Raw genomic sequence first — 23090 nt, 5'->3', positions numbered from 1 at the left:
ATGAACCTAAAAGGCTTTATTGATAGATTGTCCGAGCAGGAAGTTCGTCTTTTTGTTGAAAATGGGGCGCTAAAATCTCAGTCTGCTCCGGGTGCCATCACACCTGAACAGGGAAAATTTATTAAACAAAACAAACAAGCAATTATTGATTTTCTCTCTCATACAGAGGTGGCGGGGCAACAGAAGTTTTCGTTATTACAACGTCGGCACCTTACCAAGGCACCATTATCCTTTGCCCAGCGCCGTTTTTGGCTGGTCGAACAGGTTTCTACAGTTGAACGTCAGCATAAGATTTCAACTGCATTCAATTTATATGGTCAATTTTCCTTGGAAGCCGCGAGTCAGGCGATAGATGCCATTCTTAAGCGACATGAAATTTTACGAACGGTTTATCAGGAATCACAAGGCATGCCCGCACAAGTCGTGTTGAACGACTATGTTTTCCAGATTGACAAAGACACCCTTGCCGATGGTGTTGACCAACAGCAACACATAGAGGATTGGCTGGAGAGACAGAGACAGAGGAAATTTGATTTAAGTAGGGATTTACCGCTAAGAGTGGCCTATTTGGCCTCTGATCTAAAACCAGATACCTCAGATAAGCCGTTGACCGGCGTATTGTTTTTTGATTTGCACCATATTGCTGCTGATGGCTGGTCGCTGGCGATATTAGTTGATGAATTTACCCTTCTTTATCAACAAATTGTGCAGGGTAAACCCGCCTTACTGACTGAGCTTGAATTGCAATACTCGGATTATGCTTACTGGCAGAATCAAGCTGAAACTCAGCAAATGTTTGACGAGCAGTTGCAATATTGGCAACAACAGTTGGCTAACCTGCCATTGGTTCATGAATTGCCGTTAGATTATGCTCGCCCGCAAAAATTGGATATGCGTAGTGCAATGCACACGCAAAAGATACCAATGGAGACGGTGAGTAAACTTAAGCGATTAGCTGTAGATGCAAATGCCACTTTATTCATGTTGTTGCATACCGCTTTTGCGGTGATGCTGGCTCGCTACAGTGATAACCCGGATGTGGTTATTGGGACACCTATTACAAGTCGGCCGGTACAGAAACTGGAGTCGCTCATTGGCTGTTTCCTCAATACGCTCGTATTGCGTTTGGATTGTACACCGACGCTGACATTCAATGTGTTGTTGAACAATGCAAGGCAGGTGCACCTTGATGCACAGAGCAATCAGGCCATTCCATTCGAATTATTGGTCGAGAAATTGCTCGCTGAACAAAGCACCGCGTTTACTCCCTTATTCCAAGTGCTTTTCTCAATGCAAAATTATGAATCTCAACCGTTGGAACTTGCTGATGTTGAATTTAAAGAGCTTATGGAACAAAGGGGACAAACGCAGTTTGATTTGACCTTAACCGCAGCAGAAGATCAGGATGGACTGTCGCTGATTTTTGAGTTTAATCAAGGGCTTTTTAATTCGGACACCATCGCCCGTTTTGCCGAAAATATGCAGTTGTTGTTGGCACATATTGCGGTCAACGGTGATAGGCCAATTAATCAATTGGCGATTGTCAGTGAGCAGGAACAAGCTGTGTTGGACAAATCTCATCAATCAGCTTGGCAACTGCCTGAGGTGCAACCTTTTGTGCATCAGCTTATTCAACAGCGGGTGGCTGAGTATCCTGAACGAGTGGCAATTCGCTATCAGGAGCAAAGCCTCAGTTTTGCTGAACTTGATGCAAGGGCTAATCAGATCGCTCAATTATTGTTGACTAAAGGTGCTGACAACAACCCGTTGGTTGCTATTTTGATAGAGCCTGGCATTGACTTTGTCGTCAGCATGCTAGCGATATTGAAAGCAGGATGTGCTTATTTGCCATTAGATCCCACTTATTCTGTGGCACGGTTAAGTTTTATCTTGGCTGACAGCCATGTTGGTTTGGTTATCGTCGATAACAAGAGTATCGATAAGGTCAATTTACCAGCGGATAGCGTTTGCACTATCTTGCTTGATGAGACTGAAATTGCCGCCCAGCCCCGTACTGAACCGATGTTGACCTCAAGTGTGACAGCGGATTCCCTTGCCTATGTCATTTATACCTCGGGTTCAACGGGTAATCCTAAAGGGGTGATGATCCAGCATGGGGCGTTGAGCGCATCCACTGCTGGGCGGTTTAATTCATACTCGATAGTACCGGAGAAATTTTTACTGGTTTCCTCCTTTGCTTTCGATTCATCGATTCCGGCGATATATTGGGGGCTTGGCAGCGGTGCAACGTTGCATTTAATGGCCCCTCAAGATGCGAAAGATGCATCGTATGTGGCGAAGCTTATAGACAGTCAACAAATTAGCCACGTTCTTTTTATTCCCAGTTTCTACGATGCTGTTCTTGATTACCTTGTCGGGCATTCACTACGTAAAGTGATTTGCGCCGGCGAAAATTTGTCGGACAACGTAAAGACAAAACATTTCCAGTGTCAGCCTCAGGCAACGCTTGTCAACGAATATGGGCCAACGGAAACCACGGTATGGTCTTCGTTGAAAATCTTTGAAAAGGCGACGGAGCCAGTCACGATTGGTCGTCCCGCTCCCCATGTGTCACTTCATGTGTTGGCAAAAGATCGCTCCCAATGCCCGGTCGGCGTAGTGGGAGAACTGTATGTCGGTGGTGTCGGATTAGCAAAAGGGTACTTGAACCGCCCGGAACTGACGGCTGAACGTTTTATTGATCATTTGGATGCTAAAGGTAACCGCGAACGGCTATATCGCACCGGTGATTTAGTGAAAGTGTTGCCATCAGGCGAAATTGCCTACATTGGCCGAAATGATTTCCAAGTGAAATTGCGCGGTTTTCGGCTCGAATTGGGAGAAATTGAGCACTGTATCCGCACGCATTTTGATGTCGCGGATGTTGTGGTTTGTGTGAGACAGGATGACAAGCAGCGGCAATCCTTGGTGGCTTATTTGGTGGCCCCGTCGATGCTCGACATACGAGAACAGCGCGATAAAGTCGAGCGCATCTTACCGGAGTTTATGTGGCCCGGCTTCTATGTGTTATTGCCGGAAATGCCGCTGACTGAGAATGGCAAAGTTAATCGTAAAGCTCTGCCTGCGCCAAGCAGGGAAAATATCGCTAAGGAGCCTTTTACGTCACCAGAAACGGCAACTGAAAAGCAGTTAGCTGGATTGTTCCATAGAGAGCTTGGGTTGACGCCAATCAATATTGAGGCCCGGTTTGTACAGCTCGGTATTCACTCACTGCAATTTGTCAAACTCGGTAGTGCCATCAGCGAAGAATTAAAGATCGAACTGTCCGTGAAGGATTTTTACGTCTATGACACGCTGTTTGCTTTAGCGCAGTATGTTGAGCAGCAGTTTGCCGAACGACAGAAACAGATTGGGGGAGAAAGGGAGGTTGTTGAACTGTGAATATCGCCGCATTTTTAGCTGACTTAAAACAGCAAGACATTATGGTATACCTTGAATCTGACTCGCTTAAGTTAAACGCGCCTAAAGGCGCGGTATCGCAGAATATGCTGACTGAGTTGAGAACGCATAAGGTAGAAATTATTGCGTATCTGCAAGGGCAACAATCAAATCCATTACCGATCAAGACCGCCGACAGGGAATTGACTCGATTACCTCTCTCTTTTGCACAACAACGCCTGTGGTTCATCGACCAGCTCTTTGGCAGCAGCGAGCATTACAATATGGCGACGGTGTTGGAAGTAAATGGCGAGTTCGATTTAACGATTGCTGAAAAAGTCATGCAACGAATTGTCGAACGTCATGAAATATTGCGCTCGGTTTACCGAGAAGAGCAAGGAGAAGTATGGCAGGAGATTCAGTCAGCGGTTAAGGCTAAAATCAATGTTCGGCATTTGACATGTGAACCTGCCGAGCTGAAAGCGATATTTTATCAGTATGTTTCTGCTCCGTTTGATTTACAGAAAGATCTGATGATCCGGATCGACTTTTTTACCACTAATACTCAGCGGCAATTTCTTATCATCAACTTGCACCATATTGCTGGAGACGGATTGTCTTTTTCTCTCTTGATGGAAGAATTTGTCATCCACTACCAAGAGATTAAGCAGAATCTGCCAGAATCTTTGCCTGTATTACCTGTGCAATATGCAGATTATGCTTACACTCAGCAGTCATGGATTGCCGATGGGGTGTTTGATGAGCAACTTGATTATTGGCAACAAAAACTAGCGGATATACCGCAAGTTCACCAATTTCCATTGGATCTTCAGCGGCCGGTGAAACAGACCAACTACGGTGTTAAGGTGCGATTCCGATTGGATCGGCAATCTTCGTCGATGTTGCGTAAACATGCGGGCGATGCCGGTGCGACTCTGTTTATGTTATTGCACGCTGCATTTTCAGTATTTATCGCTCGTTACAGCCAGCAAACGGATATTGTCATTGGTACACCGGCCACTAACCGTAAACAAAAAGAGTTACAGTCACTGATCGGGTTGTTTGTCAATACGCTGGCGTTGAGAACCGAATATCAGGGCAAGGTTGATTTCATGCAGTTTGTGCAGCATGTAAAGCAAGTCAACATTGAAGCACAAATGAATCAGGATTTGCCGTTTGATGTTCTTGTGGAGAAATTGGCGGTGAGTCGGAATATCGCTTATTCACCGATATTCCAGTTCATGTTCACAATGGATACGACTGAGGCCGGTGAATCGAGACTGGATGACGTGGTGTTTACGCCGGTATCTTCGGGGGAAGCATTCTCTAAATTTGATTTGGAACTCGATGCGATTGATGACAGTGACACGATTCTGTTTGAAGTGGTGTACAACAGTAGCCTATTCCATGAACACACGATTGCAAGGTTACTCAAATCGTTTGAAGTCTTGTTGATTGATATCGCCGAAAATCCTTATAAAACATTAGACTCTTTAGCGTTGTTGGATGAAGACGAAAAGCGTCGTTTAGGGCAACAACTGGCGATACCATCTTCTATCGCAACAATGACAGAATCTGTGCAATGCCGGTTTGAACGTCAGGCAGCACAAAGATCCGATGCGACGGCTTTGGTATGGCAGGTTGCAGGCGAAACGCAAACCCTGACATATCGCGAATTAAACCAGCGGGCCAACCGATTGGCGCATCACCTAATCGAAAAGGGGGTTAGGCCGTGCAATATTGTTGCGTTATGTTTGCCTCGTTCCCCTGAGATGATTGTCAGTATATTGGCTGTACTGAAAGCCGGTGCCGCTTACACTCCTATTGACATTGACAACCCTCAATCCCGAATTAATCACATTATTACGGATTGTCAGCCGGTAGTTGTGTTGACGAACAACACATATGCAGACAAGTTTGCTGAACTGAATGTCATTGTTGAGCTGTTAACCTCGGAAATGGAACTGTTTTCAGGGACTGCATCGGATGATCCGAATATCAGCCATAGCTTGGATGAGCTTGCCTATGTCATGTATACCTCCGGATCAACGGGCAAACCTAAAGGGGTCATGGTAGAGCATACGCAGTTGAGCCATTTTGTGGCGGCAGCACTGGCAATGTATGCCGTTAAACCTGACGACAACATATTACAGTTTTCCTCATTTGCATTTGATATTTCCATTGAAGAGTGTTTTGTCACCCTATGTGCAGGGGCCACTCTGGTATTAAGGGACGATGATTGGCTCAACAGCGCTGACCTATTTTGGCAACAGTGTGGTCAGCACAACATCACTGTAATGAGCTTGCCTACCGCATTTTGGCATCAGGTGAGTAGTGGCGACGCTTTGGTGCCTGACACATTACGGTTGGTTATCGTTGGCGGTGAAGCCATTAATGCTGAAATTGTCAGGCATTGGTTCGCATCAGCAAACCGTCCTCCGGTGATGAATACCTACGGGCCGACCGAAACAACCGTCTTGGCGAGTTACTACTTGATTGAATCCGCGTTGCAGATTGAGCAGTCGGTTCCCATTGGCAGGGTAGGTGGTCATGTTAAAGCCTATATTGTTGATGAGCATTTGAATTTGGTGCCACAAGGTGTCATTGGTGAATTGGTTGTTGGTGGTAAAGGTGTCTCCCGAGGTTACTTAAACAGACCTGAGGAGCAGCAGAGAAGTTTTATCCAGGTTGCTTTTTTCGACGGTGAGGTTGAGCGGCTTTACCGGACCGGTGATCTGGTGAGGTTTAATGTTCATGGTGAGATTGAATATATCGGGCGCAAGGATAGCCAGATAAAAATTCGGGGTTTCCGTATTGAGCCAGGTGAGATTGAGAACCAACTTATTGCGATTGATGGGGTGAGACAGGCGGTTGTCACTGCTGATGAGATTAACGGTAACAAACAACTGATTGCATACTACGTTGCTGATGTGCCACTGGAGCCGGCCGCGCTAAAGGAACAAATAAGTCAAACCTTACCCGAATATATGGTCCCTAATGCCTTTATTTCGCTAGACAGCATTCCAATGACGGTAAACGGTAAAGTTGACTACAAAGCGCTATTGAGTGTAGAGACGCAAGAGCCGTTACCCGAGAACTATTGCCTCCCGCAGGGGGAACTGGAGGAACAACTGGCTGATATGTGGCAGCAGTTGTTAGGCCATCCTAAAGTGGGTCGTACCGATAACTTTTTCAAACTAGGGGGACATTCCCTGTTGGCGATTAAGTTGGTATCGGAAATCCAGAAAACCTTAGCTGTACAGATCTCTGTTCGGGCCGTCTTTGAAAGCCAAACTTTGGCTGAACTTGCACAATTGATCGTTGAACAACGGATAACAACTGGCGGTAATGCAGCGATAGCGCCAATTACACCTGTCGCTGAAATGGCGCGGCTTCCATTGTCATTTGCCCAGCAACGGCTTTGGTTTATTGACCAGTTAGATGGGCAAACGCCTCAATATAATATGCCGTTGGCATTAACCGTCAAAGGGGAGTTCAATCTCGCTATCGCTGAACGTGCGATAAACATCATTGTTCAACGCCACCAAGTGCTGCGAACGGTCTATCGGCATGATACCGCCGGTGCATGGCAGGAGGTGCTGGACAAGGTAACGGTGAAGATCGACCGTATTGACTATCGAAGCGTTGGGGAAAAAAGCGGCCAACAGCAGGTGCAAGAATTTATTCAGCAGCACGCGGAGCAGCCATTTGATTTAGCGAACGATGTCATGCTGCGAGCGGCCTATCTAAAGATAGCCGAAGATCAGTGTGTTATGGTCTTCAACATGCACCATATCGCATCAGATGGTTGGTCAATCAAAGTGCTTGCTGATGAGTTTGTCGACATATACCGCCAACTGCTTGAAGGCATTCAGCAACCGGCTTTGCCATCGCTAGCCATTCAATATAAAGATTATGCGGTCTGGCAACGGCAACAACTACAGGGTGAAACGTTACAAACGGATCTTAACTATTGGTTAACTCAGCTTAATGAATTGCCTCCTGTACACGACTTACCGTTGGATCATTCACGTCCATTGCAACTTGGCAGCCGTGGTGGGCTATTTGAATTTAGTGCTGACAAGTCTCTTTTGACTGGGCTCAAATCGCTTGCCGGTCAACATAATACGAGCCTGTTTGTGGTATTGCATGCGGCATTTACCCTGTTACTTGCCCGTCATGGACAAAGCCCGGATATTGTCATCGGGACGCCGGTTGCGAATCGTTTGCAGGCGGAAGTTGAGCCGCTTATCGGCTTTTTCGTCAATATGCTCGTGCTGCGCACCCAATACCAAGCCGATCTCACTTTTGCTGAATATCTATCGCATATTCGTCAGGTCAATATTGATGCTCAAGCGCATCAGTTACTGCCGTTTGAATTGTTGGTTGAAAAAATGCAGCCGGAGCGGAGTACAAGTTATTCGCCGCTATTCCAAATCGCATTCTCGATGGATACCAATGAATCTCAGGTATTGCAATTGAGCGACGTTGAATTTGAGTCCCTTGATAGCGAACATGTCACGGCCCAGTTCGATTTGACCTTAGATGCCGGTGAAAGTGAGAACGGTCTTGATTTTAGTTTTGAATACAACTGTGAACTGTTCGAACGGTCGACAATAACCCGATTCAGCCAACGGTTCCTGACTTTACTGTCTGCATTAGTGAGTGAGCAATATCAAACGGCTCCTTTGACGAAACTGCCGGTGTTAACTGAGCAGGAAAGACAATATCTGTTGGTCGATATTAATGACAACTGGCAGTCTTATCCGGTTGATAAGTGCATTCATCAATTGTTCGAAGAACAGGTGGAACGGAGCCCGGAACAAACAGCGGTTATTGACGGCGAGCTTCATCTCACTTATCGGCAAGTGAACGCTCAAGCGAATCAGGTCGCTCACTTTTTGTTGGACAAAGCTTATACCCCGGATTCCTTTATTGCGGTTTGTATGGAGCGAACTGCGGCTTCGGTGATTACCGTACTTGGCATCTTGAAGGCGGGTTTAGCCTATGTGCCATTTGATGCTGATCAGCCATTGCAGCGGATTGAATACATTCTTCAAGATAGCGGTGCGCCATTAGTTGTGGTTGATGATATTCAGTGTTTGCCTACTGAGGTGGCTTCGGCGTACAACGTCTGGAGATTGGATGAAATATTAAGCCGGTCACGGCTTAATACCAATATTGCGGTGACGCAGCGTCATTCAACCGCGACTAATTTGGCTTACATGACTTACACCTCAGGAACAACGGGCCATCCCAAGGGCGTGATGGTTGAGCACACGGCGATGATTGCGCGTTTTTATGGTTGGGATGCGGTATTTGGTTTATTTCAGCGGCCGCCAACCGTATTGCAAATGGCGGGTTTGGCTGTGGATATTTTTCTGGGTGATATCGTTAAGAGCTTGACCACCGGTGGCCGCTTGGTGATTTGTCGCAAGTCGGATTTAATTACCACGGAGGATTTGTATCAGCTTATCGAACAACAACACGTGACATTTGGTGATTTTGTGCCGGTCATTCTGAGAAATTTACTTGATTATGCTGAACAAAACAGAGTTCGATTGAATTCACTGCGCCATATATTAGTGGGTTCCGAAGCTTGGTATGGTCGTGATTTGAACCGTTTACAAAAGCTGATGCATACCGATGCCCGTTGTTTCAATATTTATGGACAAACAGAATCGGTGATTGATGCTAGTTACGGTGATGTGACGCATCTCTGTTTGCCTGATGATGCCTATGTTCCCATCGGTACGCCGTTTGCCAATACCCACATTTATATCCTTGATGCTTATGGCGAGCCTGTACCTATGGGGGTAGTGGGTGAAATTGCGGTAGGTGGCCCCGGTTTGGCAAGAGGTTACAACCGCAATCGCGAATTAACGCAACAAAAATTTGTTAAAGACAACCTTTCTGGTCGTTGTGGTTATATTTATCACACGGGTGATCAAGCGAGATTAAAATTTGATGGAACGCTGGAGTTTTTAGGGCGTAATGATGATCAAATAAAACTGCGAGGATTCCGTATTGAACTGGCTGAAATTGATGCCAAGCTTCGTGCATTGCCTGATGTGCAGAATGCTATTGCTGTGGTGCGGGAAATTGAGCCGGGCAATAAACAAATTATTGCTTATCTTCAAACGCCACAACCGTTATTAGTTGAACGGATCAGAGAACAGCTACGGCATCAATTACCTCATTACATGATCCCCAGTGCATTTGTCTGTCTGAATGCTTTCTCGGTGAGTATTACCGGAAAAGTGGATAAAGAAAAACTCCCTGTACCGGAAGCCAGTGCTTTTACCAGTACTGAATATGTTGCGCCACAAAATGACATTGAAAGAACATTAGCCTCTATTTTTGCCGTTGTTTTGAAACAGGAGAAAGTGAGTCGTTACGATAATTTCTTTGCTTTGGGGGGCGACTCAATATTAATTGTGCGTGTTGTTGCGATGGCTAAACAGGCGGGTTTGGCACTCAGTGTAAAAGATATTTTGGCCTATCAAAGTATTGATGAAATAACGCAGCAGTTACCTGATTTGAACCGCAACATTGTCTCTTCTAAAGAGGCTTATCACGCTTTTTCATTACTCACGGATGACGAACGGGCGGCATTGATTGAGCAGTCAACATTGGATGATGCATATTCATTGTCAAGTTTGCAAATGGGGTCTATTTATCATCAGCTAAAAGATGAAAGTTACCATATTGTAGAGCATTATTTGATTAATGCCGTGTGGAGTGAACAAGCATTTCGTCAAGCGTTTAATGCCATAGTACAACGCCATGAGTTATTGCGTGCGACATACAACTTCGAATTAGGGAGAGCGTTGCAATATATTCATAAAACGATTGCTTTGCCGGTTACATTCAATGATTGGCGTCACCTTTCTGTGCAGGAATTTGAGCATCAATTAGACCATTGTCTGGAGCAGGAAAATAGCAACTTTTTCGTTGAAAATGAATTGATGTGGCGAGTTAATGTATGTATTGATGCTAATAATACATTTGCACTGGTTTTATCTCATCAACATGCCATTCTTGACGGTTGGAGTGTTGCCAACCTGCAAGTTGAGTTTATGGAAAACTATTTATCGGTGTTGTCTGGCGGTTCTATTCCACCAAGAGCCAACTTACCGCATTACGGTGAATACATTGCTGAGGAGCTGGCGGCTATTGATGATCCTGAGCAAAAAGCTTATTGGCAGCACATTGCCAATGCTGCGGTGTTGCCTGACTGGACCGGAAAAGCGTCAACACAACATTATTCTGCTCGCCTTGAGTTATCTTATTTACATGATGATTTACAACAACTTGCTACGTGCTTAAAAGTACCGCTGCGCACCTTGTTATTGGCAATCCATGTTTATGTCTTGGCGAAAATCAATGGTACTGACTCGATAACCAGTTCGGTGGTAAGCCATGGAAGACTTGAAGTGAAGGGAGCTGAATCTTGTCTTGGATTATTCTTAAATACGCCGCCGGTTAATGCCGATATCCATCAACAAACCTGGGCGTCGTTGATTCAGCAATTAACCGAATATAGCACTGCAAGCTGGCCTTATCGATATTATCCGGTTGCTGTTATGCAAGAGGAATTCAAGTGTGATTACTCTGGCGCTCTGTTTAACTATGTCGATTTTCATGTGTCTGATGAGTTACAGACAACGCAAGATGCTGAGCCTGAGCAGGCTTATGATCATGAATATGAACGAGTTGATTATGGTTATGATTTTGTTTGCCATCATAGTTCAGCTAATCGTTTTCTGGTTCTGCAATTAGCGTTGACCCAATCGGTATTTGGGGCACATCAGGCGGGGCAAATATTAGCCTGTTATGAAACGGCGATAAAATCGATGTTAGCTTCACAACATCATCGCTTGGGGCATGCGGATTATCTGGCATCCGGTCAAATCCAACACTTGTATCAATTAGCCCATAATGCCTCATCTATTGCTAATGATTGCCCATCTGTGACGCAATTATTTGCCCGAATTGCGCGTCGGATACCTGATGAAGTGGCCTTGTCAGGGCCTTGGGGCAGCATGAATTATGCTCAGTTGGCGTTAGCGGCTGACAAACTGGCGACACTCCTTATTGCGCGGGGTATCGGGGTAAATGATACGGTGGGTATTTATTTATCCCGTACTCCTGAGGTAGTGATTAGCGTCTTGGCTATTTTGAAGGCGAACGCGACATTTGTACCATTGGCAACCGATTATCCAACAGAACGTATTGCCCATATTATTAATGATGCGGATATTCAGCTTATTGTTTCACAACGTTCTGAAAGCCACACTTTGCCTGTTGATGAACAATGTATTGTTATGGTTGATGAGATTGACTCGGTTGATACTGCGGTTGTGGCACGAGAAGTGGCATTATCAGCGCAAGAGCGTGTTGCTTACATCATGTATACCTCGGGTTCAACGGGTACGCCGAAGGGCATTAAGATCAGCCATCACAATTTACTGAGCTATTATCAGGCGGTTCAACGCTGTTATCCGGCAAATTCTGCCCACGCGGTATTGCAAATTGCCAACATTGGTTTTGATATTTTTATCGAAGAATTAATGTTGTCGGTATTTTCCGGTGGTCGTTTGGTTCTGGATAATCATAAAACAGCGTATAGCGTTAAACAGTTATGTCAGATCATTGATGCACAAAAAGTCACACTGATTTCAGTACCCACAGCCTTATGGCATGAGTGGACGTATCAGTTAACTGCTGACGATGTTGAACAACTGGTTGAGCATTTGAAGGTATGTATCGTCGGTGGTGAAGCCATGCGAATGGAGTTATTGGCGCTATGGCAACAAAAAACACAAGGAAAGATCCGTTTATTCAACACGTATGGACCGACAGAAACAACCATTGTGGCAACCGCTATTGATGTCACACAATTCGATACCTTAACAAATTCAGTGGTGCCGATAGGACGTCCTTTGGCCCATTGTCAGACCTATGTTTTGGATTCTCAGGGTGGATTGGTACCGCCAGATGTTATTGGTGAACTCTACATTGCGGGTGATGCTTTAAGTTTAGGCTATGTGAATAACCCGGAACAAAATGCGGCACAGTTTGTTGAAATGGCTATCTTGCCGGAACAAACAGTAGGTTTATATAAAACCGGTGATCGTGTTTATTGGAATAACGAGGGTGAACTGGTTTATGTCGGTCGTCTTGATAATCAGGTCAAGATCAGAGGTTTTCGTATCGAAACCCGCGAAATAGAGTCAGCATTGTCAGCTATTGATGGTGTGGCGACAAGTATTGTGCGGGTTACTGTCGATGCAACCAGCGAAAAACAACTATGTGCCTGGCTGGTGATGCCAGAGGGGACCGAAACGGATGCTGTCATCCCCCCGATAAGAGAGCAACTGAAAACCCGATTACCAGAGTATATGGTGCCAACCCTATATGCTGTGATAGCCACTATACCAACTACGGCTAATGGTAAAGTGAATTTTGCTGCCCTACCTGAGCCAAAACCTTGCATTACGCGAGGATTGGATCGTGTTGCGGAAACTGAAATTGAAAAACAGTTGGTACAACTGTGTGCCGACGCACTGAAATTACCGTCAAGCATGGTGAGTTTGGCCGCGTCTTTTATCGAATTGGGAGGGAACTCATTAACCTTGTTGAGGTTTTTACATCAGATACAACAGACTTTTGCTGTAGTGATAAGCATTGCCGATGTCATGACGGCCACTAATCTGGCAGTACTGGCACTGATGATTGAGCGTAAACAGTTGCAACAAACTGAACAAAGCCATCAGGGATGTAACACGGTGGCGGAAGAAGGCTGGTTATGATGATAAAAATAGGCGCTGATAAATAAGGTGGAATAATGCGAGTTATTGATATTATTCGGCAAGCTTCGGCTGCGGGCGTGCAGTTATTTGTTGAGCGCGGCAAATTGGGTTTTAAAGTTATATCGGGTTATGTTTTTACCCCTGAACTAAAAGCCTTGGTAGTGGCGAATAAAGCTGAAATTATTGCTTTTTTAGCGCCAGATGAAGCCATTAAATTGGTGTCATTGGGTACTGATCAAACGCCATTATTTTTGGTTCCTGGTGCTGATTCTTTAGCATCATCTTTTGTTGATTTGGCTGAGAAAATAAAAACCGATTTTTGCCTTAAGGTATTTGATGCAACCCCCCTATTATTGGGGGGTGAAACACTTTCTGTCAAAACATTGGCTGAACGTTATGCCGCATTACTTTTGCAAGCTTATCCACAAGAGCATTATCGACTGGCGGGTTATTGTGTGGGAGCATGTACAGCCTTTGAGGTTGCTTTGGTGCTGGAAAGTGAAGGGAAAACCGTTGACTTGATGGTTATTGAGAGTTTTCTTACCGCCTATGACCGACAACCTTATACCCATGAGGAGATCGATGATGTGAGCACCAGGTTGATTCAAGGTATTGAAGGTGAAGCTCTGGATCGCTTTATTGAGGCTTATAAAATCTACTCTATTATGGCTTGCAATTATGTACCATCGGCCAAATTAAACGGCAGGATGACATTTATTTATTGTGAAAGCTCCATACAACTACGGGCAGAAAAAAAGAAAATTATTGCATCGTTACAAGATTATGTCACACAAACGATTACTTATGGCATGGTAAGCGGTGATCATTACTCAGTATTAAAACCGGGTGCTGTTGAGACTCTGGCTGATGCCATATTATTACAGCATTACCGACCAGAACCCTCATTTAAAAAATTGAACTTAACCTATCAGGCGTTGCTTGACATGGTGCAATATCGGGCCGATATTTATCGGCCTATAGGTGATATCAATAGCTATCACCGGGTAGTAATATCGCAGGTCGGATGTTGGTTTATTGAAATAACGGATGAGCGTGTACATATTGATTTCAATGCTAATAATACAATGTGTGCGCAATATGATTTTTATAGTGAGATTGAAATCAGTGTGGATACATTAATAGCGTGCGTAACCAGTGAGGAGCCGTCCGCTGCTATTGCTAAGGCGATATTGGATAATAAAATTCAGGTACAACGAGGAGAAAATCTTTATCACTTATTATGGATTGTTTTTGGCGTCACGGAACCTGATGAGATTTTTGACTGGATTGAACAGCAAGACAGCCAAGATGAGCATTTAGGTGTTCAAACGAATGGAAGGATTTTTAACGATAAATGGCATATTGATTCTCATATTTGTACTCGCTATATGCCTGCTCATTACAGTGTGATTCATAAGGCATTAATGTCTCTACCGATCGAATACAGTGACTTTCAATTTATCGATTTGGGGTGTGGGAGAGGGCGAGCTATTATATGTGCATCCAGTTACAACTTTAGCAAGATTACCGGAGTAGAAATTGTTGAATCATTGGCATTAATTGCACAGCAAAATGTTAACGCGATAAAGCAAAAAAGTCATATTGAGATAATACAAGCTGATGTAAACGACTATCGATTTAATGAAAACCATGTAGTTATTTATAACTTTGATAGTTTTGTTAATGATCAACTTAAGCAACTTCTACAGTGGTTGAAAATCGATGTTTATGATAAAGGTTATAAAGTGTTGATTTTACAAATTAATGGTGATGATGCTATTTATCAACACTGTTTTTGGTTAACGCCGAAAATAATTAGCCGAGGTTTTATGGGGGGATGGAATATCACTCTGTGGCAAAGTGAAGGTTGTTAAAATCTGGCGATAATAAAATTTTACTTGGGAGTTAATATCGATGATCTCTGATTTGGTTAAAGCCAATCGGTTAAAAATTATTTTTAATAGTATTGTTGGTGCTTTTAGTGCTTTCTTTAGTATTTGGTTAATTTCCTTGATTACCGATGATGCATTAGAACAGATTAGCGCTGACTTAGTATCATGGACAGTTAAATTCTTCATCGGGCTTGCCTGCTTGTTTGTTGTGAGTTCTTTTGCTAATTACTTAATGACAAAGTTAAGCGTCAAAATTATTTTTGAAGTTCGTAGTACCTTAGTGAAACGTATCTTGAATACCCCTTATGCTATTTTGGAGCGGATTGGCGGGCATAAAGTCCAGGCCAGTTTAACATCTGATGTGAGTGATATTTCCAGAGCTATTTCTACTATGCCGCAGTTTATTTATCATGTGATTACAGTGATTGCATGTTTAGGTTTTCTGGCATTCAAATCGATTGAGCTGTTTATGGTCACGCTGGTCACTCTCCCGTTAGGGCTTTTGGTTTCGCGTTATTTTATTAGTAAAGCCGAAGCTTATGATGAGGTATATCGTGATGATTATGATAGCCTTCATGAACAGTTTAAAAGTCTGGTGGATGGAGTTAAAGAGCTTAATAATAATGAAAAGCGCAAACATTCGTTTTTTAATCGAGGTGTTTTACCATCATTAGAAAAGATTAATGACTCTGATCTTAAATCAGAAATTTTCTGGAAATTGAATGAAAACTGGGGGCAAATATTATTATTTCTGGTGCTTGGATCTATTTTATTTTCTCACGTTATGTGGGAGATAGGAGAAAGCAATGATATTCTTACCTTTATCTTTATTATGACCTTTTTGCTGGGCCCTGTTGATTTTATTTTGTCCTCACAGGAAACCATAGTAAAGGCACTCATATCTCTACGTAAGATTGATCGCTTAAGGTTTTCTGAAAACTTATCAATGGAGCCAACATTAACCAACACAGGAGAGTTTAAAGAATGGTCTCGAATTTCCCTGCGTTCCATAAGCTTTAAATATGCCGGTGAAGGGAATTGTTTTTCTGTTGGGCCGATTAATCTGGATATTCAGCGTGGCGAAATTATCATTATTAAAGGCGGTAATGGCAGTGGTAAATCAACTTTTGCTAAATTGTTGATTGGTCTATTGAATAAATCTGAAGGTGATATTTTCATAGATGATAAGGTGGTTAATGAAGATAATCGAGAGAATTATCTGAATATGTACAGTGTTATTCATTCAGATTTTTATCTATTTGATACAGTAATTAATCGAAAAGGTGAACTTGCCGATGATGAATTAACTCGTCAATATCTGAAAAAATTGGATTTAGCAGAAAAAGTCACGGTTAAAGATGGTAGATTATCCACAACTAAGCTTTCTCATGGTCAACGTAAACGCTTAGCTCTGGTTATCTCTTATATGGAAGATGCGCCTATTTATTTGTTTGATGAATGGGCAGCCGATCAAGATCCTAATTATAGAAGATTTTTCTATCATGAATTACTTTCTGAAATGAAGCGCAATGGAAAAACCGTCATCGTTATTAGCCATGACGATAAATATTTTCATATCGCCGACAGAGTTATCACTATGGATAATGGTTTGGTGGATAATATTGAAATAAACGTACACCCCGATAAAGTAGAAAATGCTGCTTTAGAGTCCGCTATTTCTACTATGTATACCCAATAGATTTCAAGTTGCAGTGCGGCGGCAAGAGAACGCATCCCCAGGAGCATAGATAACTATGTGACTGGGGTAAGTGAACGCAGCCAACAAAGCAGCAGCTTGAAAGATGAAGGGTATAGTTATAATCGCTCGTAGATATCAGGAGGTTATAATGTTAGAACTATTTGAAGATCAATTGGCTGGAATTAGAGAAAAATATGGGAGTGATTGTTTAAAAAGAGTAGAGGATATGTTTTATCCTTTACTACAACAAAGAGCGCCATTACAAGCAGATGCCAAGTATATCATGCCCGGGCTTTCTACCACGCCGTGGTTGGATACGAATTCTTTTCCGCAGTTGCAGCCGTTAGTCACCTCATTGATGAATAATGCGGATAAAATAAAACAGGAAATTAACGCGGTTATCAGCGGTGAGTCCCAATATATCACCGATTATGAGCACTATTTGGGAACTCAAAAAGATTGGAAGGCATTATATTTATTTAAAAATGGTCAGCCTAATAACGCGGTTGCCAATATTTTGCCCGCTACGTGGCATATTTTTAATAATGAATTAAGGGATTGGCATTGTCCTCTGTTGGAAGTTCACTTTTCGGTGTTGCAACCAGGTACGGTGATTAAACCGCATTGTGATTTATGGAATTTCACTCTTAATTTACATTTTGCGGTCGATATTCCTGCTAGCCATTGTGAGATCATTGTTGCCAATGAAGCCAGATGTTGGAAAGAAGGTGAATGTTTACTGTTTGATTATTCTTATCAGCATGAAGCTTATAACCGCTCAGATAAACATAGGATTTGTTTATTAATGGATATCTGGCATCCCAATTTATCATTTGCAGAACGGGAAGCATTGGTTTTGATCATTACCGGTATTCGTAAACTTTTCGGTTAGCTTATACCCTACGGATTTCAAGATGCATCGCGACGGCAAAGGAACGAATCCCCGGGAGCATAGATAACGATGTGACCGGGGTGAGTGAGTGCAGCCAACAAAGAGGCAACTTGAAAGATAACGGGTATATTTTTCTAGATATGGGTGTGTTGTTGGCTATTAGCAACACAGTTTAAAAGGATAGCCTTTATGAATAGAAAGAGGCAATACATGGTGTCTGATATTCAGGAGTCTAATGACTTCGTTTTTGAGCTTGACTCAACAGAGCAGACATATTTAAAGCAGCAATTTTTAGAGTCTACTCTAAAATATGACATTGATAATTTCGAGGAATTTTATTGGAAATGTTTTTATCAATCGTTTAATTTGCCTGTGCGTTTACAGAAAAAGTTATTTGACTTTCGTGCATTAGAAAATGAAAATTATTTGCTGATAAAGGGGTTGCCTATCCCTGATGATCTTTGCTTAACGCCTTTATCTTATGAACAAACAAATAGTTCTGAGGTGGCGGGGGTTCGTACTTTGATATCAACGATTTTATCTCGAATTGGATATATTTATTCGTTTGTTAATAAAAAGAACTTTAATTTTATCGATGATGTTTTTCCAATGGAAAAATATAAGGATATGCAGTTAGGGACAAACAAAGAGTTTTTAGAATGGCATGTTGAAGATGGTTTCCATGATGCAAAAGCGGATTGGGTTGCTTTATATTGTCTGCGTGGCGATAAAAATGCTGAAACCTACTTGTTTCAAACAAAGAATATTCATTTGGATGCTGAAACCATTGCTGAATTGCAAAAATCAAACTTTGAGATTGATGTCGATCCAACCTTTGTATCGAATGTCAGTGGCCGCCGTTGTGTTGCCGTATTAAGTCAACATAAAGAACCAGAAATGATATTTGATCCCGCTTATATGCGTTGTTTAACACCAAAGGCAGAAGCCGCGTTGGAAAAGTTGAATCAGTGTATTAATGAAAATAGAGAGGCTTTTATATTATCTCCTGGAGACATGTTGCTATTTGATAACCGTAAAGTTGCTCATGCACGCAGCGAGTATGAACCTCGATACGATGGTTATGATCGTTGGTTACTCAGAGCATTAATATTGGAATCAAAATTCAAAGCCAGAGATTACTTTTATACAGGTACTTTAAGGGCAAAATAAAAATGACATCATTTAAAACAATATTATTTAAAACAATATCATTTAAATCAATCACATTACTGTTGATTACCTTATTAACAATAAGTTGTAGCGGATTTAAAAGTTATTCAGAAAAGACGAAGACAGCATTTGAAGCGAAAATTGTTCGTACTCATTATGGTGTCCCTCATATTTATGCACACGACTTGGGAAGCTTGAGTTTTGGCAATGCCTATGCTCAGGCACAAGATAATATATGCATTATGGCGGATGATTATGTGCGCATTAGAGGGGAGCGTGCGCGTTTCTTTGGTGCTGATAGAGATAAGCAGGGGGACTCACTGAATTTAATTCAGGACTTCGGTTATAAAACGTTAGCTTTGGTGGAACAGGCGCGTGAAAAATGGCCGCAATTAAGTGCTGATTCACAGGTAATTATTGATGGATTTGTTGCAGGTTATAATACCTACCTGTCCCATGTTAAGGAAGGGCGTTATACCTTACCAAAAGCTTGTCGAGATCAAGAATGGGTAGCACCTATTCAACGTGAGGATGTACTGGCATATGTATTTTCTATTGCGGTATTTCCTGGTTCTGCTCAATTTCTTGCTGATTATTATGCGGCTGATCCCAATAAAGAAGATCAAAAACAATTGTCTTTAAATATATCTAGGAATAATGGTTATTCCATTGGTTCGAATGGTTGGGCATTAGGCCGTGACAAAGTTGAAGAAGTCAATGGTATGTTATTGGCTAATCCCCATTTTCCTTATGAAGGCAACATGCGTTTTTGGCAAGTGCATCATGTCATGAACGGAAAGATTGATGTTATGGGAGCGTCTTTAATTGGTTTTCCGGGTATTATTAATATTGGATTTAATCACAACATTGCCTGGACTCACACTTATTCATCGGCTGAACATGTCATTGTTTATAAAATGCAAACTGCTGCTAACAATCCGCTCAATTATGTGATTGATGGTGTTATTAAACCGGTAATGTCGAAGCCAATTCATATTGAAGTCAAAACCGATAGCGGTATTAAAACGGTCACGAAAGATCATTTTTATACTGATATTGGGCCCATTATTGAAAATGAAGACTTTGCTTGGTCCGAGTCTGAATTTTATGTCGTGAAAGATGTCAATCTTTACAATCTTGATATGATTGATCATTGGTTGGCGTTGAATCGAGCGGATAGTCTTGCTGATGCAAAACAATCTTATAAAGATTTTAATGGCTTGGCTTTTAATAACACTTTGTTAACTGGTAAAGAAGGCGTTGGTATTTTTATTGGTGATAAAGCTGTACCGGCATTGTCTCTTGAAGCTATTCAATTATTGAATGATAACGAAACTTTGGCGGCAGCACGTGAGAAGTATGGCGTGACTATTTTACCGGGTAACTCATCATCCATGATTTTTACCGAAGCCTTGGGTTATGATCAGATCCCACAGCTCGTGGAAACATCCTATGTACAAAATTCCAATGATTCTCACTGGGCAACGAACTTGGAACATTTACTCGAAGGTTTTTCCCCACTTCTGGGTAATGAACGAAAACCCCTGTCGTTCAGAACTCGTATGGGATTGCAACTAATACAGGATGCGGCGGGTGATAATAAGCGATTTTCTCTCATGGAGTTAGAACAGGCGTTATTCTCTGAGCGTTCATATTTAGCCGAACTGATATTAAAAGATGTGGTTGCCCTATGTGATAAAACACAGAACCGATTAATTAGATTGGTGAATGGCCTGAAGGTCGATATTACTCAGGCATGTCAATTGCTATCACAATGGAACGGTGAATTTAATGCGGATAGTCGGGGCGCTATTATATTCCGTGAATTAGCTTTTTTAATTGATCAGCAAAAACACTTTGCCGTACCGTTTGACATAGCCCACCCGGCAACAACGCCACGCCAATTAAAACAAAGTGAAGAGTTTGTCACCTTGTTAGCACGAGCGGTTGCCAATGTGAATAATGTGGGGCTGGCTTTAGATACTCCGGTGAGTAAGTTTCAATTTATTGAAAGTACCGCACCTGACGGTAAACCGGCCGATAATCGCATGAGTTGGCCGGGGTTGTTTGGAGAAGAAGGCGGCTTTAATAAGATCGCTGCATGGGATTGGGATGAAACCCTGTTTCCTAAACATCATTATACTGTGGGTAATGATGTGGTGACTGGTGAGGCATTGGAATCGGAGCTAACTGATCAAGGATATCATATTCGTTATGGTTCTAGTTGGATAATGCTGGTGGCATTTGATCAACAAGGGCCTAATGCGCGTGGGTTACTCACTTATTCGCAATCTTCTGATATTGATTCGCCTCATTTTGCAGATCAGAGCAGATTTTATTCTCATTATAAACAGCTATTGCCGTTGCCTTATCGGCCAAAAGAGATTAAACGATCAACTATTTCAGAATTGGTTATCAAACATTAAATTAAGATTGCTTGGTGCCGGTTCACAAGAAATTTTTTGATGTTTTTAACATAAGCATTATAACTGGCTGAAGTAACCAGCCAGTTATAGAAAATTTTATTTTTTGGAACGATATAAATATGATGGATTTTTCTAATTCTGGTTATCAGAAATGCGTAGAGTTCACCATGCCATCCATAGAGGATGTGTTTGCTTGTATGCTGAATAGAGTTCCTTTTATTATTCGAGGAGGCGCTGAACAGTGGGTAGCAAGAACAAAGTGGACATGGGACTATTTTCAGCAAAAATTTGGTCATCATCTGATAAAAGTATTTCGATCATCAAATAATAAAGATAATAAAGATAATAAATATATGTCTCTTGGTGACTATATTGATTATATAAAAGATATGGAAGAACCTGATCCTTATTATGCCTCTGCGTGGCCGTTTTCGCTCTATTTTAAAGAATTGGTGAGTGATTATGAGGTCCTTGACTATTTTTCTTGCTTAATTCGTCAGCGTGTTTCAGACAATATTTTGCATAATGAAGCGGCATTACTATTACTTCGCTGGATTTATATGGGGCCTAAAAACAGCGGCTCTCGTATGCACTTGGACATTGCTTCTACTCATGCTTGGAATGCGGTGATGAGTGGTCGAAAAGAGTGGGTATTTTATGGGCCGGAAGAAGCAATGAAAATAGGTTATGGCAACGTTGATGCTTTTAACCCTGATTTGGCTTTATATCCCGATTTCATTCAGGCTCAAGGTATTCATTGTATACAGAATCCTGGTGATATTGTTTTCACGCCTTGTACACACTATCATCAAGTTAAAAATTTGGAGGCAGGAATTTCAATCACTGAAAATTTTATTAATGACACGAACTTGGAGCTGGTTAAGCATTCCATAAACAACGACGATGATATATCACCGGAACAAGCAAATTTTATTCGGATGTTAATTCCTGAGTTAAGTTAATTCGAATTCTGCTTAAGCCGTCACTCCCGAATAGAAAAATTCAGTGGCGGTTTCTTTTTATTTAAATAATAAGTCCACCCAACACGGTTAATAAATCCCTCTTGCCAGAACATGGTCGTGAACGTTCTAATATTACGTCTACGACCATGATATAGTGTGGAAAACCCAGCATTATTAATAAATTGATGTGTGTAACGATGATTTATTATCTCTGCTTATCTTTATTCCACTTACTGGCCATTTAGCGGAATTGAGAAGAAACACGGCGGGTTGTCCTGTTGCACCAATAACGGGAGCGCCGACTTTTAATGAAGCACCATATGGAATGGCATGAAAAATTTCAGGTGTAATTTCAACGAAGTTCTTAGTTAAAAACTGAATTGATTGAATGGAATCAGCTTGGAAACGCGTAAAAGTTTCCACAAATAAAATCCAATAAAGACAATATGTTGGAGGATATTTTTGAGAGGTTTAATACTTAAGGTTCAGTGTATGATCGGTAATTACGAGTAATAGTTTCATGTAACGATAACCATGACTATTTGTATTTTGAATATTAACATTTAAATACAATAACGACTTGACAGCTAAAAAAAACCTACAATACTTATGTGTAATGAAAATTCCAATGTTGCATTACACATAAATAACAATGGAGGATGTATCTATGATCACTCAAGTAACAAACATAGAAATTCTTGAAGAAATTGCTTCTGATATGGATATTGAAACAGCTGTTGTTGAAGTAGATTATGAAGCAATCGGGGGTAAGACGGCACCTGAATTTTAATTTTTCAGCCTTACTTCTTTTTATAAGTAGTAAGGCTACACTAAA

The 23090-nt window shown here is 42.0% G+C and carries 10 protein-coding genes; 9 read left to right on the top strand and 1 reads right to left on the bottom strand.

Annotated features, from left to right (window positions below; translation table 11 throughout):
* The 8 genes from AACQ38_RS12115 to AACQ38_RS12080 all read left to right on the top strand — a co-directional run bounded on the left by AACQ38_RS12115 (position 1) and on the right by AACQ38_RS12080 (position 22255).
* On the top strand, positions 1-3402 hold the full coding sequence (locus AACQ38_RS12115) for a non-ribosomal peptide synthetase (RefSeq protein WP_207631853.1): 3402 nt from the start codon (positions 1-3) through the stop codon (positions 3400-3402).
* Positions 3399-13214 (top strand): non-ribosomal peptide synthetase, encoded by a 9816-nt coding sequence (locus tag AACQ38_RS12110; RefSeq protein ID WP_165578228.1) that lies wholly within the window; start codon positions 3399-3401, stop codon positions 13212-13214. Before AACQ38_RS12115 ends, AACQ38_RS12110 begins: the two co-directional genes overlap by 4 nt.
* Before the next feature lie 35 nt (positions 13215-13249).
* Entirely contained in the window at positions 13250-15088 is a 1839-nt protein-coding gene (locus AACQ38_RS12105) for a thioesterase domain-containing protein (RefSeq protein WP_165578227.1), read from the top strand.
* Between the two features lie 40 nt (positions 15089-15128).
* A complete protein-coding gene (locus AACQ38_RS12100; RefSeq protein ID WP_011147710.1) occupies positions 15129-16805 on the top strand; it encodes a cyclic peptide export ABC transporter in 1677 nt (558 codons plus the stop codon).
* Between the two features lie 148 nt (positions 16806-16953).
* Positions 16954-17697: an aspartyl/asparaginyl beta-hydroxylase domain-containing protein gene (locus AACQ38_RS12095; protein ID WP_041380267.1), complete on the top strand. Its 744-nt coding sequence runs from the start codon at positions 16954-16956 to the stop codon at positions 17695-17697.
* Positions 17698-17886: 189 nt separating this feature from the next.
* Positions 17887-18867, top strand: a complete 981-nt coding sequence (locus AACQ38_RS12090) for a TauD/TfdA family dioxygenase (protein ID WP_011147708.1) — start codon at positions 17887-17889, stop codon at positions 18865-18867.
* Between the two features lie 2 nt (positions 18868-18869).
* Positions 18870-21293: an acylase gene (locus tag AACQ38_RS12085; protein ID WP_165578226.1), complete on the top strand. Its 2424-nt coding sequence runs from the start codon at positions 18870-18872 to the stop codon at positions 21291-21293.
* A 119-nt stretch (positions 21294-21412) separates the two neighbouring features.
* The gene (locus tag AACQ38_RS12080) at positions 21413-22255 is read left to right on the top strand and encodes a cupin-like domain-containing protein (protein WP_242685577.1); all 843 of its coding nucleotides are present in this window, start codon (positions 21413-21415) and stop codon (positions 22253-22255) included.
* 174 nt (positions 22256-22429) lie between these two features.
* Here AACQ38_RS12080 and AACQ38_RS12075 read toward each other — a convergent pair whose 3' ends face one another.
* Positions 22430-22678, bottom strand: coding sequence for a hypothetical protein (locus tag AACQ38_RS12075; RefSeq protein ID WP_165578225.1), 249 nt, complete (start codon positions 22676-22678; stop codon positions 22430-22432).
* A 244-nt stretch (positions 22679-22922) separates the two neighbouring features.
* Here AACQ38_RS12075 and AACQ38_RS12070 point away from each other — a divergent pair, with 244 nt between their 5' ends.
* Positions 22923-23045 carry a hypothetical protein gene (locus AACQ38_RS12070; protein ID WP_258152180.1) on the top strand — a complete coding sequence of 41 codons (123 nt, stop codon included), beginning with the start codon at positions 22923-22925 and terminating at the stop codon, positions 23043-23045.
* Positions 23046-23090: the final 45 nt, after the last annotated feature.

The organism is Photorhabdus sp. RW14-46, from assembly GCF_963887965.1.
GTDB classification, from domain to species: domain Bacteria; phylum Pseudomonadota; class Gammaproteobacteria; order Enterobacterales; family Enterobacteriaceae; genus Photorhabdus; species Photorhabdus laumondii.
This window is presented reverse-complemented; position numbering and strand designations above follow the sequence as displayed.

What these genes read in the sequence shown, in the direction of transcription:
- AACQ38_RS12115 (WP_207631853.1), top strand. Translation starts at nt 1, where the DNA reads ATGAACCTAAAAGGCTTTATTGATAGATTGTCCGAGCAGGAAGTTCGT.
- AACQ38_RS12105 (WP_165578227.1), top strand. Translation starts at nt 13,250, where the DNA reads ATGCGAGTTATTGATATTATTCGGCAAGCTTCGGCTGCGGGCGTGCAG.
- AACQ38_RS12100 (WP_011147710.1), top strand. Translation starts at nt 15,129, where the DNA reads ATGATCTCTGATTTGGTTAAAGCCAATCGGTTAAAAATTATTTTTAAT.
- AACQ38_RS12095 (WP_041380267.1), top strand. Translation starts at nt 16,954, where the DNA reads ATGTTAGAACTATTTGAAGATCAATTGGCTGGAATTAGAGAAAAATAT.
- AACQ38_RS12090 (WP_011147708.1), top strand. Translation starts at nt 17,887, where the DNA reads ATGAATAGAAAGAGGCAATACATGGTGTCTGATATTCAGGAGTCTAAT.
- AACQ38_RS12085 (WP_165578226.1), top strand. Translation starts at nt 18,870, where the DNA reads ATGACATCATTTAAAACAATATTATTTAAAACAATATCATTTAAATCA.
- AACQ38_RS12080 (WP_242685577.1), top strand. Translation starts at nt 21,413, where the DNA reads ATGATGGATTTTTCTAATTCTGGTTATCAGAAATGCGTAGAGTTCACC.
- AACQ38_RS12070 (WP_258152180.1), top strand. Translation starts at nt 22,923, where the DNA reads ATGATCACTCAAGTAACAAACATAGAAATTCTTGAAGAAATTGCTTCT.